The following is a 15,747-nucleotide window of genomic DNA, read 5'->3' as shown; positions in this document are numbered from 1 at the left end:
TATGGCCATGACCTTAACCCCCGTCATCACTGCCGGTATTGAAACGGCGCTAAACCGTATTCTCTACCGCGATCGTGGTCTGAAAAGCGCACGTCAGCGTTTAGCAGGCAAGGTACTGATGTTGCGTTTGAGTGAGCTATCCTGGCCGCTGGTGCTGGTGTTCAGTGAGCAACAGCTGGATGTCCTTAGTGACTGGCAGGACAGCAGCGACTGCACGGTCATTACGCAGCTTAAGTCGCTGCCGAAGCTACGCGATCGCCAGCAACTGATGACGCTGATACGCAGCGGTGAGTTACAGGTCGAAGGGGATTTGCAGGTGGTGCAGCAATTCTCTGCGTTGATGGATCTGGCTGAGCTGGATCCTGCCGAATACCTGGCCCCCTGGATCGGTGATATCGCCGCGCAAGGGATCAGCCAGGGTGCGCAGCGCGCATTTCGTTTGTTTAAAGCGGAAACGCAGCGACGTCAGGATTATCTCGGTCAGGCGTTGACGGAAGAGTGGCGCGTTGCGCCAGGTGCGCTGGAATTTGCCTGGTTCGCTGAGGAAGTTAGCGCGATGGAACGTTCGCTTGAGGCGCTTAATGCGCGTCTGGCACAGCTGGAGGCGAAATGAGTTTTGGAGAGATCCGCCGGTTATATTTCATTATCAAGGTGTTTCTGACATACGGACTTGATGAACTGATTCCCCAAATGCGTATTACTCTGCCGCTTCGGCTGTGGCGGCGGTGCGTGTTTTGGATTCCTAACCAGCACAAACACGAACAGATGGGCATTCGGCTGCGTCTGGCGATGGAACAGCTGGGCCCCGTCTGGATCAAGTTTGGTCAGATGCTGTCCACGCGGCGTGACCTGTTTCCCCCGCAGATCGCCGATGAACTGGCTATTTTGCAGGACCGGGTTGCGCCCTTCGACGGCGTGAAAGCCAAAGCACAAATCGAAGCTTCCATGGGGGCACCGATTGAGTCCTGGTTTGATGACTTCGATATCACCCCACTGGCTTCTGCCTCTATTGCGCAGGTTCACACGGCAACACTGAAATCCAACGGCAAAAAGGTTGTCATTAAGGTTATCCGCCCGGATATTCTGCCGGTGATCAAAGCCGATATGAAGCTGATCTACCGCATCGCCCGTTGGGTACCGCGCCTGCTGCCGGATGGTCGCCGTCTGCGTCCGGTTGAGGTGGTGCGCGATTATGAAAAAACGCTGATCGACGAATTAAACCTGCTGCGCGAAGCGGCCAATGCCATCCAGCTGCGGCGTAACTTCGAAAACAGCCGCATGCTGTATGTTCCCGAGGTTTACTCCGACTACTGCAGCGAAACCATGATGGTGATGGAACGCATCTACGGTATTCCTATCTCCGATGTGGCGACGCTGGAGCAGCATGGCGTTAACATGAAACTGTTAGCCGAACGCGGCGTACAGGTGTTCTTCACACAGGTTTTCCGCGACAGCTTCTTCCATGCAGACATGCACCCTGGCAACATCTTTGTCAGCTATGAGCATCCAGAAGACCCGCAATATATCGGCATCGACTGCGGGATTGTCGGCTCGTTGAACAAAGAAGATAAGCGCTATCTGGCCGAAAACTTTATCGCCTTCTTTAACCGGGATTACCGCAAAGTGGCAGAGCTGCATGTTGACTCTGGCTGGGTACCGGCAGATACCAACGTGGAAGACTTTGAGTTTGCCATTCGTACGGTGTGCGAACCCATCTTTGAAAAACCGCTGGCTGAAATTTCATTTGGTCATGTGCTGCTAAACCTGTTTAACACGGCGCGACGTTTCAATATGGAAGTGCAGCCACAGCTGGTGCTGTTGCAAAAAACGTTGCTCTATATCGAAGGGATTGGCCGGCAGCTCTATCCGCAACTGGACTTATGGAAAACGGCGAAACCGTTCCTTGAAGACTGGATTAAAGATCAGATTGGTATTCCGGCGATCATTCGCGCAGTGAAAGAAAAAGCGCCCTACTGGGCAGAGAAACTGCCCGAGCTGCCCGAGTTGTTCTATGACAGCATGCAGCAGCATAAGCAGTTACGTCTTAGCGTCGATAAACTCGTGAACGATTTGAGTGTCCAACGTACACGTCAGCATCAGGCGCGTTTCCTGTTTGGCGTCGGTGCCACGCTGCTGATTAGCGGTACAGCGGTACTCCTCAGCAGGCCTGAGTGGGACCTGTTTCCGGCGGCATTAATGGCGGCCGGTTTTGTCAGTTGGTTAATCGGCTGGCGCAAGACAAACTGATTGTCACTCGCGGCTGAAACGCGGTAATGTCGCTGACTGAGACCCGAATTAACAAGGGTTTAGGTTGTGCTTCATTCCGCAGTTTTTAACAAAAAAATCGAGGCTATCTCATGGGCGGTATCAGTATTTGGCAGTTATTAATTATTGCCGTGATTGTGGTGCTTTTGTTCGGTACCAATAAGTTACGTAATCTGGGGTCGGATTTGGGTTCGTCTATCCGTGGTTTCAAGAAAGCCATGAGTGATGAAGACGACAAAAAAGATCAGCCAAAAGAGCAGGACGCGGATTTCCATGCGAAAACGCTGGCGGACAAACAGCCAACGTCTGCTCAGAAAGACGACATTAAGAACGACAAGCAGGTGTAAACCGTGTTCGATATTGGTTTTGGTGAGTTGCTATTAGTCTTCGTGATCGGGCTGATTGTCCTGGGTCCGCAACGTTTGCCGCATGCGGTTAAAACGGTTGTCGGATGGATTCGGGCGGTCCGTTCACTGGCGGCCAATGTTCAGAGTGAGCTGGCGCAAGAGCTGAAACTGCAGGAACTGCAGGACAGCCTGAAAAAGGTGGAGGAAGCCAGCCACGGCACATTGTCGCCTGAGCTGAAAGAATCCATGGAAGCGTTGCGTAAAACCGCGGATTCAATGAAACGCTCGGTTCAACAGAGCATTGATATCGAAAGAGAAGAAGACGAAGCAAACACCATCCATTCCCCGTTACACCAGACGGGGAGTGACTCGCCGAAACCGGTGACGCCTGTGGCCAGTGAGCAGCAGGCACAGTCACCCGCACACGCACCTGTTGAACCCCATGTCGACGCTGCGGTTGCACCGGCACAGGACAGCAACACGGCGACCACGCCGGTCCCGCCGCGGCCTGCGTCCGGCTATGCCAGTGCTCCGCCGCAATCGCCGGGTCGGACAGACGCACCGCCTGCGGAAAAACCGGGCAACGCCGCGCCGTCGCTCAACCCAGCTTCTCCTCCTTCTGCAAGTGATGAACGATAATGGCCGTTGAAGATACCCAACCACTTATCAGCCATCTGATTGAGCTGCGTAAACGTCTGCTGAACTGCATAATTGCTGTGTTAGTTATTTTTCTGGCACTGATCTACTTTGCTAATGACATCTACCATGCCGTGGCGTCGCCACTGATCAATCAGATGCCAGCGGGTGCCAGCATGATCGCGACGGATGTCGCCTCACCTTTCTTCACGCCGATAAAGCTGACGATGATCGTGTCGGTGTTCCTTGCCGTGCCGGTTATTCTTTATCAGGTCTGGGCGTTTATTGCGCCAGCGCTTTATCGCCACGAACGTAAGCTGGTCATGCCGCTGCTGTTTTCCAGTACGCTACTGTTTTATGTTGGCGTGGCCTTTGCCTATTTCATTGTTTTTCCGCTGGCTTTCGGCTTTTTTGCGAAAACCGCGCCGCAGGGCGTCACTATCGCGACAGATATCACCAACTATCTCGATTTTGTCATGACCTTGTTTATGGCGTTTGGTGTGGCATTTGAAGTGCCGGTAGCCATAGTGCTGCTGTGCTGGACCGGTATTACCAGCCCTGAGGATTTAAAAAAGAAGCGTCCTTACATCCTGGTCGGCGCGTTTGTTGTCGGGATGCTGCTCACACCACCGGACGTTTTTTCTCAAACTTTGCTCGCTATTCCGATGTACTGCCTGTTTGAAGTCGGCGTATTCTTTTCACGGTACTATGTGGGAAAAGGCCGTCAGACAGAGGATGAGGAACAGAACACCGAATCCTGATGTCGTATTCAGTACACCCGCAGAAGCGGGAGACACAAGCCAAAAACCGCCGTCAGGCGGTTTTTTGTTTAGGATGTTTTTGACAGAGAGTAAAAATATGTTTGATATCGGTGTAAACCTGACCAGCACGCAGTTCGCCTCCGATCGAAAAAAGGTGATTACGCGCGCCCGTGACGCGGGCGTCACCGGCATGTTGATTACCGGTACCAATGCGCTGGAAAGTCAGCAGGCGCAGCGGCTGGCTGAGGCTCATCCGGGTTACTGCTGGTCCACCGCGGGCGTGCATCCCCATCATGCCAGTGAGTGGTCACAAGAGGTCGCGAATACGCTGCGCCGGCTGGCGGAAAAAGCCCAGGTTGTGGCGATAGGTGAATGCGGGCTGGATTTCAATCGTAACCTGTCCGCACATCAGCAGCAGGAATATGCGTTTGACGCGCAACTGGCATTAGCTGCGGAACTGAATATGCCCGTGTTTCTTCACTGTCGGGAAGCGCATGAACGCTTTGCTGCGGTACTTGAACCCTGGTTGCCCAAATTACCCGCCGCCGTGATTCACTGTTTTACCGGTACCCGGGAAGAGTTAGCGGCCTGCCTGGAAATGGGCTTATCGGTAGGCATTACCGGTTGGGTATGCGATGAACGCCGGGGAATTGCCCTGCGTGAGATGTTGCCGTTGATTCCCGCCGAACGGTTGCTACTGGAAACGGATGCGCCCTATCTGTTACCGCGGGATATGCGCCCACGGCCAACTTCCCGACGCAATGAACCCTGTTTTTTACCGCATATCCTGCAGCAGGTCGCGAACTGGCGAGGCGAGGAACCAGAGGCGCTGGCAGCCCAGGTGGATCATAATGCGCGCACGCTGTTCGGGCTGCGTTAGGCTTTACGGAATTGTCGGTTATCCACGCTCCGGACAACCTGTTTGTTTAGCAGATTCAGCAACAGGATGGAGCGTGCTTCGCCATCGGGCTCTGAGAAGATAGCCCGCAGACCTTCAAACGTCCCTTCGGTGATGATGACTTCATCGCCGTTTTGCGGCGTTTCAGGATCGATCAGCGTTTGTGGCACATCAGTCTGCAGTGCATCAATAACGACAGCAGGTACGGTGGCCGGCGTCGCGCCAAAGCGCACGAAATGGCTGACGCCACGTGTACTGCTGATGGTTGTGGTGTGAATGGCTTCGGGGTCAAACTCAATGAACAGGTAGTTTGGGAACAGCGGTTCACTTACGGTAGTTCGCTTGCCACGCACAATTTTCTCAAGCGCGATCATGGGGCTCAGGCAATTTACGGCTTGCCGCTCAAGATGCTCTTTCGCACGCAATAGCTGCCCACGTTTGCAATAGAGTAAGTACCAGGATTCCATAACTGCTCCCAATGAATGGACGCTAAGAATAGCAAACCTCCACTCAGAGTTATAGCGCATTGGGGTCTGTTACGCGGCGTTGCCTGGAAAATAAACTAAGATTGTTCTGAATGACGAATGCCATCGCATAAAATGAAAAAATAGCCATTATGCGGTAAGGTTCAGCACGAAAACTAAGCGACATTATTCGTCTGATGGTTGCCCGTGACGGGCAAGATAAGCCATGCGGTGCATAAAGCTCCACACATTCATGTAATCAGCCCTATAATGGCAAATTCACTCTGGCCGGAAAGTTGAAGCCGCATGAAATATCAGGATTTAAGAGACTTTATTGCGCTGCTTGAACAGCGTGGTGAACTCAAGCGTATCTCGCACGTGATCGACCCCGAACTGGAAATGACCGAAATTGCCGATCGCACCCTGCGTGCAGGCGGTCCGGCATTGCTGTTTGAGAACCCAAAAGGTTACGACATGCCTGTACTGTGTAACCTGTTCGGTACGCCAAAACGCGTGGCCATGGGCATGGGCCAGGAAGAGGTCAGTGCACTGCGTGAAGTGGGTGAGTTGCTGGCCTTTTTAAAAGAACCTGAGCCACCGAGAGGTTTCCGCGATCTGTTCAGTAAAATGCCGCAGTTTAAGCAAGTACTGAATATGCCGACCAAAAGGTTGCGCAATGCGCCCTGTCAGGAGGTGGTTTTCAGTGGTGATGAGGTCGACCTGACCCAAATCCCGGTCATGAAATGCTGGCCCGGCGACGCTGCCCCGCTGATTACATGGGGATTAACCGTAACGCGCGGCCCGCATAAAGAGCGACAAAATTTAGGCATCTATCGTCAGCAGGTGATTGGCAAAAATCGCCTGATCATGCGCTGGCTTTCTCATCGTGGTGGTGCCCTGGATTATCTTGAATGGTGCAAGGCACATCCTGGCGAACGTTTCCCGGTGTCCGTTGCACTGGGCGCCGATCCGGCGACCATTCTGGGGGCTGTCACGCCCGTCCCTGACACGTTGTCAGAGTATGCGTTTGCCGGTCTGCTGCGCGGCAACAAGACCGAAGTCGTCAAGTGCCTCTCAAACGATCTGGAAGTGCCTGCGAGCGCCGAAATTGTGCTGGAAGGCTATATCGAACCCGGTGACATGGCACCTGAAGGTCCCTATGGCGATCACACCGGTTACTATAATGAAGTCGACAATTTCCCGGTGTTTACCGTTACGCACATCACGCAGCGTCATCAGGCGATCTACCATTCTACCTATACCGGAAGGCCACCGGATGAACCCGCCGTCCTGGGCGTGGCGCTGAATGAAGTGCTTGTACCGATTCTGATTAAACAGTTCCCGGAAATCGTCGATTTCTATTTGCCACCAGAAGGATGCTCTTACCGACTGGCGGTCGTGACGATTAAAAAACAGTACGCGGGACATGCCAAGCGCGTGATGTTTGGCGTCTGGTCATTTTTACGGCAGTTCATGTACACCAAATTTGTTATTGTGTGTGATGATGACGTTAATGCCCGCGACTGGAACGACGTCATCTGGGCAATCACGACGCGTATGGACCCGGCACGCGATACCGTATTGGTAGAAAACACGCCAATCGATTATCTTGATTTTGCGTCTCCGGTTTCCGGACTAGGGTCAAAGATGGGCCTCGACGCCACGAATAAATGGCCAGGTGAGACGCAACGAGAGTGGGGCACGCCGATTGTCAAAGATCCGGCCGTTACCGCACGTATCGACGCTATCTGGGATGACCTCGGTATTTTTGATCAACCATCACAGCGTTGATGGTGAGCAATAACCATAAAGACGACCCGACAGAGGGACCGCATGACAACGTTAAGCTGTAAAGTAACTTCAGTTGAGGCGATTACCGACACGGTGTATCGCGTTCGCCTGATTCCGGAAGCAGATTTTAGTTTTCGCGCAGGGCAGTACCTGATGGTCGTAATGGATGAGCGTGACAAGCGCCCGTTTTCATTAGCCTCCACGCCAATGGAAACTGAAATCATTGAACTGCATATCGGTGCCTCAGAGCTGAATCTCTACGCCATGGCGGTGATGGATCGTATTCAGCAGGAAGGGCAAATTGTGGTGGACATCCCACATGGTGATGCCTGGTTGCGTGAAGAGAGTGACAAGCCGTTAATCCTGATCGCGGGTGGCACAGGCTTTTCCTATGTGCGTTCCATTTTACTCACCGCGCTTGCCGAACAACCCAACCGTGATATTGCGGTTTACTGGGGCGGGCGCGAACTGAAGCATTTGTATGATTTGGACGAGCTGGAAGCACTGGCGATTAAGCATCCGAATCTGAAAGTGATTCCGGTTGTCGAACAGCCTGAAGCAGGCTGGCCGGGCCGTTCTGGTACGGTGCTGACAGCCGTCATGCAGGACTTTGCGACCCTGAGTGAGCATGAGATTTATATTGCCGGCCGCTTCGAAATGGCGAAAATCGCCCGTGAACGCTTTTGTTCAGAACGAGGTGCCGTTGAAGCACAAATGTATGGCGATGCGTTTGCTTTTATCTGACGTGACAGCACAAGAAAAAACCCGCCCCTGACAGGCGGGTAAATCTCACACTATAACGTTCCAACGTATTAAACGCGTTCAATAACGGTAGCGATGCCCTGACCCAAACCAATACACATGGAGGCCAGGCCGAACTGCGCATCGCGACGTTCCATAATGTTCAGCAACGTCGTGCTGATGCGTGCGCCTGAGCAGCCTAACGGATGGCCCAACGCGATGGCGCCGCCATTGAGGTTGACCTTGTCATCGAGCCTGTCTGACAGGCCGAGATCGTTGATGCAGGGCAGAACCTGCGCGGCAAAAGCCTCGTTAAGTTCAAAAACATCAATGTCATTTACGCTCAGCCCGGCGCGCTTCAGTGCCAGCTTGCTGGCCGGGACCGGGCCGTATCCCATAATGGAAGGATCGCATCCCACTACTGCCATACTTTTAATGCGTGCACGGGGTTTCAGGCCCTGCTCTCGTGCGTGGCTTTCACTCATGATCAACATGCCCGCCGCCCCGTCTGATAACGCTGACGAACTGCCCGCAGTGACTGTTCCGTTCACCGGATCGAAGGCAGGCCGCAGTGCTGCCAGTCCTTCCAGGCTGGTATCTTCACGGATGACTTCGTCAACGTCATAGCGTTTCAGGACGCCATCGGCATCGTGACCATGCAGCGCAACAATTTCATTGGCAAAATCGCCACGCTGCGTGGCCTGCCAGGCACGCTGATGAGAGCGCAAAGCAAAAGCGTCCTGCTGCTCGCGGCTGATATGGTGCATGCGCGCCAGCATCTCTGCCGTTAGCCCCATCATCCCTGCGGCTTTCGCAACGGTACGGCCTAAACCCGGATGAAAATCGACGCCATGGTTCATGGGGACATGCCCCATATGTTCGACACCGCCAATTAAACAGGTCTGAGCATCGCCGACCATGATTGCGCGTGCGGCGTCATGTAAGGCCTGCATTGAAGAACCGCAAAGACGGTTAACCGTTGTCGCCGGAACGCGGTGCGGGATTTCAGCCAGCAGCGCGGCGTTGCGGGCAATGTTGAAGCCTTGCTCCAGCGTTTGCTGCACGCAACCCCAGATAATGTCGTCCAGCGTGGCGGCATTCACCCCCGGATTGCGGTTCAACAGAGCACGCATGACATGCGCGGACAGGTCCTCAGCGCGTACATGGCGAAATGCCCCACCTTTTGAACGGCCCATCGGCGTACGCACCGCGTCAATAATTACCACATTTTCCATTTTGATTACCTCAGGCGCTTCTGAACGCGGCTTCATCGATCGGTTTGACGGCGGGATACCAGCTTTCGTGTTGGCGCGCTTTATCAAGCAGCAGGGCAGGGAGCGCATACAGCCCACCCAATGACGAATAACGTTTCGCCTGATCCACTACGTTGCCGTTACCCAAAGTGTCGAGATAACGGAAAGCACCGCCACGGAAAGGCGGGAATCCCAGACCATAGACCAGCGCCATGTCTGCTTCAGCAGGTGAGGCGATAATCTTCTCTTCCAGGCAGCGAACCACTTCATTCAACATCGGCAGCATCATGCGATTCAGAATCTCTTCATCACTGAATATCCGTTTAGGCTGGCAGGCGGGTTCGAGTAAGGCATCGACCTCTGCATCGGACACTTTTTTCGGTTTCCCTTTTTTGTCTTCTTCCCAGCGCCAGAAACCCAGACCATTTTTCTGACCAAAACGCTTCGCCTCAAACAGAATATCGATCGCATCGCGATAGTCTTTTTTCATCCGTTCAGGAAAACCGTCCGCCATGACGCTTTGCGCATGATGCGCGGTATCAATGCCCACGACATCCAGCAGCCATGAAGGCCCCATCGGCCAGCCAAACTGTTTTTCCATTACCTTGTCGATCTGGCGGAAGTCCGCACCATCACGCAACAGCATGCCGAAGGCAGCGAAGTAGGGGAACAAAACGCGGTTAACAAAGAAACCCGGACAGTCATTCACCACCACCGGGGTTTTACCCATTTTACTGGCCCAGGCGACAACTTTACCCAGCGTGGCCTCACTGGTTTTCTCTCCACGGATCACCTCTACCAGCGGCATACGTGGAACCGGGTTAAAGAAGTGCATGCCACAAAAATTTTCTGGACGCTGCAACGCCTGCGCCAGATGGCTGATGGGGATGGTTGAGGTGTTTGACGCCAGAATGGCATCAGCGCGCATATGGGTTTCGGTTTCAGCCAGAACGCTGGCCTTGATTTTCGGATTTTCGACGACGGCTTCTACCACGATGTCGGCCTGGTCGAAACCGGCATAATCGAGAGTAGGCTGAATAGTGGCAATGACGCTGGCCAGCTTGTTTCCGTCTATTTTACCGCGTTCCAGTTGCTTATTCAGAAGCTTACTGGCTTCATTCATGCCCAGCGTCAGCGCCTGCGGATTGATATCCTTCATTTTAACCGGCACGCCTTTCCATGCCGATTGATAGCTGATTCCACCGCCCATAATACCGGCGCCCAGCACGGCGGCCTGTCTGGGAGGGCCGCTTTCACTGCTGCGTTTTTTGGCCAGACTTTTGATGTACTGATCGTTGAGAAAAATACCGACGAGCGCGCGGGCCACATCTGACTGTGCCAGCGGAACAAACGCTGCGGTTTCCAGCTTTAGCGCATCATCGCGGCCCAGCGCTGCTGCCGCTTCAATGGTTTTAACGGCAGTGACTGGCGCAGGGTAGTGTTTCCCCGCCGTTTGCATCACCATGCCTTTGGCTATCGTAAAGCTCATCGCGGCTTCAACGGGGCTGAGTTTCAATGGAGCCAGTTTAGGGGCGCGACGGGCACGCCAGCTGCCGTCGTGGGCGGCCGCTTTTAGCATGGTTAACGCAGCATCACGCAGCTTATCGTTGCTGACAACCGCATCCACCAGACCCAGTTTCAGCGCTTCAACACCGTCAACATCTTTGCCTGCGGCAATGATTTCCATTGCACTGTCGGCACCTAACAGACGAGGAAGACGCACGCTGCCGCCAAAACCCGGCATGATGCCCAGCTTCGTTTCCGGTAACCCCAGGCGGGCCGTCGGTGTGGCAACGCGCAAATCCGTGGCCAGTACACATTCACAGCCACCGCCCAGCGCATAGCCCTCAATCGCCGAGATCGTGGGCACCGGCAAATCTTCCAGACGATTGAAGATACTGTTGGCGAAGGTCAGCCACTGGCTCAGTTTCTCTGTCGGCGCATCAAAGAGCGCCAGGAATTCAGTAATGTCCGCACCCACGATAAAGGCGGGTTTTGCTGATCGCAGAAGCACACCGCGCAGGCCGGCATGTTTTTCCAGCACCGTTACCGCATCGCCAAGACTGGCCACGGTTTGCGTATCCAGCTTGTTAACGGAGCCGGGGGCATCAAATACCAGCTCGACAATACAATCGTCCAGCTGGTGAAGAGTGAGGTTAGCGCCTTGGTAGAGCATGTACGTCTCCTGAAACCGCGAAAGGTGATCTGGTCATACCAGATGATCGTGAGTTTGGGAGGGATGTTAATTTTTTGCAAACAGGTCTTTGTTTATTTGCTAACAAGATCACAGCCACGGGGAACCCGGCATCCGGATTTTGCCTGTGATAAACTGCGGCTTTTCCGGACACTGGAGAGGCGGCAATGGATTCACTTAAGAGCTTGTATCACGCGCATATTACGACCTTGCAACAACGTGCTCAGCAGGTATTGGCACGTCATAAACTGGACGCCATGCTGATCCATTCCGGCGAGCTACTCACCGTATTTCTGGACGACCACACGTATCCGTTTAAGGTCAACCCGCAGTTCAAGTCCTGGGTGCCGGTAACACAGGTACCTAACTGTTGGCTGTGGATCGATGGCGTGAACAAACCGAAATTGTGGTTCTATTCGCCGGTGGATTACTGGCACAACGTTGAACCGCTTCCGCACAGTTTCTGGACCGACGACATTGAGATTATCGGGCTGGCAAACGCGAATGCCATTGGCGATCTCCTGCCTGCTCAGCGCGAAAATGTTGCCTATATTGGCCCGGTCGTCGAACGCGCTGCGCAGTTAGGCATTACGGCAGGCAACATCAATCCTAAAGCGGTGATCGATTTCCTGCATTATCACCGCAGTATTAAAACTGACTACGAACTGAGCTGTATGCGTCAGGCGCAGAAAATTGCCGTGGCAGGACATCGCGCTGCCAAAGAAGCGTTTGCGGCAGGTCTGAGTGAATTCGATATTAATCAGGCGTACCTGACCGCGACTGGTCATCGCGATACGGATGTCCCTTACGGCAACATTATTGCATTGAACGAACATGCTGCCGTGTTGCATTACACCAAACTGGATCATCAGCCACCGGCTAAGCGCTACAGTTTCCTGATTGATGCCGGGGCGGAATATCAGGGATATGCCGCTGACCTGACCCGCAGCTATGCCGCACAAAGCGGATCGCTGTATGCCAAAATGGTGGAGGCGATGAATGCGGAAGAGCTGGCCTTGATTGCGACGTTGAAAGCGGGCGTGCGCTACACCGATTACCATCTGCAAATGCATCAGCGCATTGCAAAATTACTGGTGAAGTTTGATTTGGTCCACGGCATCAGTGAAGAGGCGTTGGTGGCCGAAGACCTGACCGGTCCGTTTATGCCACACGGTTTAGGTCATCCGCTGGGCCTGCAGGTTCATGATGTCGCCGGATTTATGCAGGATGAAAGCGGGACGCACCTGGCTGCGCCAGCGCAATATCCTTACCTGCGTTGCACCCGTGTCATCCAGCCGGGGATGGTGTTAACCATCGAGCCAGGCTTCTACATTATTGATTCACTGCTGGCACCGCTGCGCGCTGGCAAATTCAGTGCGCATTTTAACTGGCAGACACTGGATGCGCTTAAGCCTTACGGCGGCATTCGCATTGAAGATAACGTGGTTATTCATGCTAATCGCGTTGAAAACATGACGCGCGACCTGCACCTCGCCTGATGGAGGCTTACGATATTCCTGCGCAAGCGCTGAGCGTGAGTGAGGAGACCATCAAAAAGAGCCGGTTTATTACGTTACTGGCGCACACGGACGGTGTCGAAGCCGCGCGGGCTTTTGTCCAGCAGGTAAAACAGGATTATCCGACGGCCCGGCATCATTGCTGGGCCTGGGTGGCGGGCGCGCCCGATGATTCGCAGCAGTTGGGGTTTTCCGATGACGGCGAACCTTCGGGAACGGCGGGGAAACCTATGCTGGCGCAGTTGATGGGGGCAGGCATAGGGGAAATCACCGCCGTCGTCGTACGTTACTACGGCGGCATCATGCTGGGAACGGGCGGTCTGGTAAAGGCTTATGGCGGCGGTGTCCAGCAAGGGCTGAAACAGCTTGAGCGCCAGCGAAAAGTCCCGGTAAGGTTATTCACGTTGCAGTGTGACTACGCCCAGTTGAGCGACATTGAGCGTCTGGTGCAGCGCTACGACGGCAGCATTACTGAAAGTCATTATTGCGACCGTATCGCGATGACGCTGGCTTTGCCTTATGGACAAATTGAGGGATTTAAGCAAAATCTGTCAGACTTCAGCCGGGGTGCGTTAACGCTTCTTCCGCTTATACCATGATGTTCTTCTCTTTAACTAAAGGAACGGCTTAATGCATTTTCGCGCCATTACCCGCATTGTCGGTCTGCTGGTGATCCTCTTCTCGGTGACGATGATTGTACCCGGCCTCGTTGCGCTGATTTATCGGGATGGTGCCGGCCGCGCCTTCAGCCAGACGTTTATGATGGCTCTGGTGATTGGTTCATTATTGTGGTGGCCAAACCGTAAGAAGAAAACGGAGCTTAAGCCGCGCGAAGGGTTTCTGATCGTGGTGCTGTTCTGGACCGTGCTGGGCAGCGTCGGGGCCATGCCGTTTATCTTTGCCGAACAGCCGCATCTGTCGGTTACCGATGCCTTTTTTGAATCCTTTTCCGGGTTAACCACCACCGGTGCGACGACGCTGGTGGGGCTGGACTCTTTGCCTAAAGCGATTCTGTTCTATCGCCAGATGCTGCAGTGGCTTGGCGGTATGGGAATCATTGTGCTCGCGGTGGCGATTCTGCCCATTCTGGGCGTCGGTGGGATGCAGCTTTACCGTGCCGAAATGCCCGGTCCGTTGAAAGACAATAAGATGCGTCCGCGTATTGCCGAAACGGCCAAGACGCTATGGCTTATCTATGTATTACTGACGGTGGCCTGCGCACTGGCATTATGGTTTGCCGGAATGCCCGCCTTCGATGCCATTGGGCACAGCTTTTCGACGATTGCTATTGGGGGATTTTCAACCCACGATGCCAGTATCGGCTATTTCCAGAGCGGCACCATTAATACGATTGTGGCCGTGTTCCTGCTGATCTCCGGCTGTAACTACGGCCTGCACTTCTCTTTACTGAGTAACCGCAATCTTCGGGTGTACTTACGCGATCCCGAATTTCGTATGTTTATCGGTGTGCAACTGACGCTGGTACTGATCTGTACAGTGGTACTGTGGTTCCATAATGTTTATGACAGTGGCTGGCAAACGCTGAATCAGGCGTTTTTCCAGGTTGTCTCGATGGCGACGACAGCGGGATTCACCACAGACAGTATTGCGCGCTGGCCGCTGTTCCTGCCGGTTTTGCTGCTCTGCTCTGCGTTCATTGGCGGCTGTGCCGGTTCGACGGGCGGTGGCCTGAAAGTGATCCGCATCCTGCTGCTGTGTAAACAGGGGAATCGCGAACTCAAACGCCTTGTCCATCCCAATGCGGTTTACACCATTAAGCTGGGTAATCGCGCGTTGCCAGAACGCATCCTGGAAGCGGTCTGGGGATTCTTCTCTGCGTATGCGCTGGTCTTCCTGATCAGTATGCTGGCCATTATTGCCACCGGCGTGGATGATTTTTCTGCGTTTGCCGCGGTCGCCGCAACGTTAAACAACCTGGGGCCCGGTCTGGGTGTTGTAGCGGATAACTTCACCTCAATGAATGATGTGGCAAAGTGGATTTTAATTTCGACTATGCTGTTTGGTCGCCTTGAGGTATTCACGTTGCTGGTGTTATTCACGCCAACCTTCTGGCGAGAATAACTAATAAGGATGCAGATGATGAAAGCATTAATTCTCTTTTCGACCCGTGACGGTCAGACGCAAAAAATCGCTTCCGCTATGGCGGAGGCGATTAAGGGCGAGCAAGCGTGCGATGTGATGAATATTCAGGATGCAGACGCGATTGACTGGCAGCAATATGATCGGGTGCTGATTGGGGCTTCAATCCGTTATGGTCACTTTCAGCCCGCCGTAAACGAATTTGTTAAGCAGAACCTGGCCGCATTGCAGCAGCGCGTCAGCGGCTTCTTCTCCGTGAATCTTACGGCGCGTAAGCCAGAGAAGCGGACGCCGGAAACCAATGCCTATACCGTTAAGTTTTTAGCGCAGTCCCCCTGGAAGCCCGATTGCTGTGCGGTTTTTGCTGGTGCACTGTATTATCCCCGCTATCGTTGGTTTGATCGGGTCATGATTAAGTTGATTATGCGCATGACCGGCGGCGAAACGGATACGACGAAGGAAGTTGAGTATACGGACTGGGAGCAGGTGCGCGGTTTCGCCAGAGATTTTGCACAGTTACCAGGCAAATCGTACTGAAATAACGCGATCTGGCGAAATTTGAGACGAACAGTAATATTTTTGCAATTAACCCTTGTCAGGCCGCGCGAACTCCCTATAATGCGCCTCCATCGACACGGCACAACGGCTTACGGAATGCGGTGTTGAGAGGGTCAGGCAACTGAGCCGCCGGAGAAAAACTTCTGAAAAAGAGGTTGACTCTGAAGGAGGAAAGCGTAATATACGCCACCTCGCAACAGACGGTTAACCCGCTGGTTGCAC

The 15,747-nt window shown here is 53.7% G+C and carries 15 protein-coding genes; 12 read left to right on the top strand and 3 right to left on the bottom strand.

Annotated features, from left to right (window positions below):
- Nucleotides 1-7: 7 nt before the first annotated feature.
- The 6 genes from C7434_RS18595 to tatD all read left to right on the top strand — a co-directional run bounded on the left by C7434_RS18595 (nucleotide 8) and on the right by tatD (nucleotide 4,889).
- On the top strand, nucleotides 8-613 hold the full coding sequence (locus C7434_RS18595) for an SCP2 domain-containing protein (protein ID WP_033737414.1): 606 nt from the start codon (nucleotides 8-10) through the stop codon (nucleotides 611-613).
- Nucleotides 610-2,247, top strand: a complete 1,638-nt coding sequence (gene ubiB / locus C7434_RS18590) for a ubiquinone biosynthesis regulatory protein kinase UbiB (RefSeq protein ID WP_006121474.1) — start codon at nucleotides 610-612, stop codon at nucleotides 2,245-2,247. Before C7434_RS18595 ends, ubiB begins: the two co-directional genes overlap by 4 nt.
- 110 nt (nucleotides 2,248-2,357) lie before the next feature.
- Entirely contained in the window at nucleotides 2,358-2,612 is a 255-nt protein-coding gene (gene tatA / locus C7434_RS18585) for a Sec-independent protein translocase subunit TatA (protein WP_033737383.1), read from the top strand.
- Between the two features lie 3 nt (nucleotides 2,613-2,615).
- Nucleotides 2,616-3,251, top strand: coding sequence for a Sec-independent protein translocase protein TatB (gene tatB / locus C7434_RS18580; RefSeq protein WP_033737384.1), 636 nt, complete (start codon nucleotides 2,616-2,618; stop codon nucleotides 3,249-3,251).
- Nucleotides 3,251-4,009 carry a Sec-independent protein translocase subunit TatC gene (gene tatC / locus C7434_RS18575; protein ID WP_006121477.1) on the top strand — a complete coding sequence of 253 codons (759 nt, stop codon included), beginning with the start codon at nucleotides 3,251-3,253 and terminating at the stop codon, nucleotides 4,007-4,009. The genes tatB and tatC overlap by 1 nt, the downstream gene beginning before the upstream one ends.
- Before the next feature lie 97 nt (nucleotides 4,010-4,106).
- The gene (gene tatD / locus C7434_RS18570) at nucleotides 4,107-4,889 is read left to right on the top strand and encodes a 3'-5' ssDNA/RNA exonuclease TatD (protein WP_006121478.1); all 783 of its coding nucleotides are present in this window, start codon (nucleotides 4,107-4,109) and stop codon (nucleotides 4,887-4,889) included.
- On the opposite strand, the gene rfaH is transcribed toward tatD, so the two are convergent.
- Nucleotides 4,886-5,374, bottom strand: a complete 489-nt coding sequence (gene rfaH, locus C7434_RS18565) for a transcription/translation regulatory transformer protein RfaH (RefSeq protein WP_006121479.1) — start codon at nucleotides 5,372-5,374, stop codon at nucleotides 4,886-4,888. The two genes, tatD and rfaH, sit on opposite strands and share 4 nt — an antisense overlap.
- Before the next feature lie 303 nt (nucleotides 5,375-5,677).
- Here rfaH and ubiD point away from each other — a divergent pair, with 303 nt between their 5' ends.
- Together ubiD and fre are read left to right on the top strand one after the other, a co-directional pair.
- Nucleotides 5,678-7,162, top strand: a complete 1,485-nt coding sequence (gene ubiD, locus C7434_RS18560) for a 4-hydroxy-3-polyprenylbenzoate decarboxylase (RefSeq protein WP_033737385.1) — start codon at nucleotides 5,678-5,680, stop codon at nucleotides 7,160-7,162.
- Between the two features lie 42 nt (nucleotides 7,163-7,204).
- On the top strand, nucleotides 7,205-7,906 hold the full coding sequence (gene fre, locus C7434_RS18555; protein ID WP_033737387.1) for an NAD(P)H-flavin reductase: 702 nt from the start codon (nucleotides 7,205-7,207) through the stop codon (nucleotides 7,904-7,906).
- 68 nt (nucleotides 7,907-7,974) lie between these two features.
- On the opposite strand, the gene fadA is transcribed toward fre, so the two are convergent.
- Nucleotides 7,975-9,138: an acetyl-CoA C-acyltransferase FadA gene (gene fadA, locus C7434_RS18550; RefSeq protein WP_006121482.1), complete on the bottom strand. Its 1,164-nt coding sequence runs from the start codon at nucleotides 9,136-9,138 to the stop codon at nucleotides 7,975-7,977.
- Nucleotides 9,139-9,148: 10 nt separating this feature from the next.
- Nucleotides 9,149-11,332, bottom strand: coding sequence for a fatty acid oxidation complex subunit alpha FadB (gene fadB, locus C7434_RS18545; protein WP_033737389.1), 2,184 nt, complete (start codon nucleotides 11,330-11,332; stop codon nucleotides 9,149-9,151).
- A gap of 185 nt (nucleotides 11,333-11,517) precedes the next feature.
- On the opposite strand from fadB, the gene pepQ reads away from it, so the two are divergent.
- The 4 genes from pepQ to hemG are packed head-to-tail and all read left to right on the top strand — an operon-like array spanning nucleotide 11,518 to nucleotide 15,504.
- Nucleotides 11,518-12,849 (top strand): Xaa-Pro dipeptidase, encoded by a 1,332-nt coding sequence (gene pepQ, locus C7434_RS18540; protein WP_033737390.1) that lies wholly within the window; start codon nucleotides 11,518-11,520, stop codon nucleotides 12,847-12,849.
- Nucleotides 12,849-13,466 carry an IMPACT family protein gene (locus C7434_RS18535; protein ID WP_033737391.1) on the top strand — a complete coding sequence of 206 codons (618 nt, stop codon included), beginning with the start codon at nucleotides 12,849-12,851 and terminating at the stop codon, nucleotides 13,464-13,466. Before pepQ ends, C7434_RS18535 begins: the two co-directional genes overlap by 1 nt.
- A 31-nt stretch (nucleotides 13,467-13,497) precedes the next feature.
- The gene (trkH, locus tag C7434_RS18530; protein ID WP_033737393.1) at nucleotides 13,498-14,949 is read left to right on the top strand and encodes a Trk system potassium transporter TrkH; all 1,452 of its coding nucleotides are present in this window, start codon (nucleotides 13,498-13,500) and stop codon (nucleotides 14,947-14,949) included.
- Nucleotides 14,950-14,967: 18 nt separating this feature from the next.
- Nucleotides 14,968-15,504: a menaquinone-dependent protoporphyrinogen IX dehydrogenase gene (gene hemG / locus C7434_RS18525; RefSeq protein ID WP_033737395.1), complete on the top strand. Its 537-nt coding sequence runs from the start codon at nucleotides 14,968-14,970 to the stop codon at nucleotides 15,502-15,504.
- The last annotated feature ends 243 nt before the right edge of the window (nucleotides 15,505-15,747 follow it).

The organism is Pantoea sp. PNA 14-12 (genome assembly GCF_004364735.1).
GTDB lineage: Bacteria > Pseudomonadota > Gammaproteobacteria > Enterobacterales > Enterobacteriaceae > Pantoea > Pantoea stewartii.
This window is presented reverse-complemented; position numbering and strand designations above follow the sequence as displayed.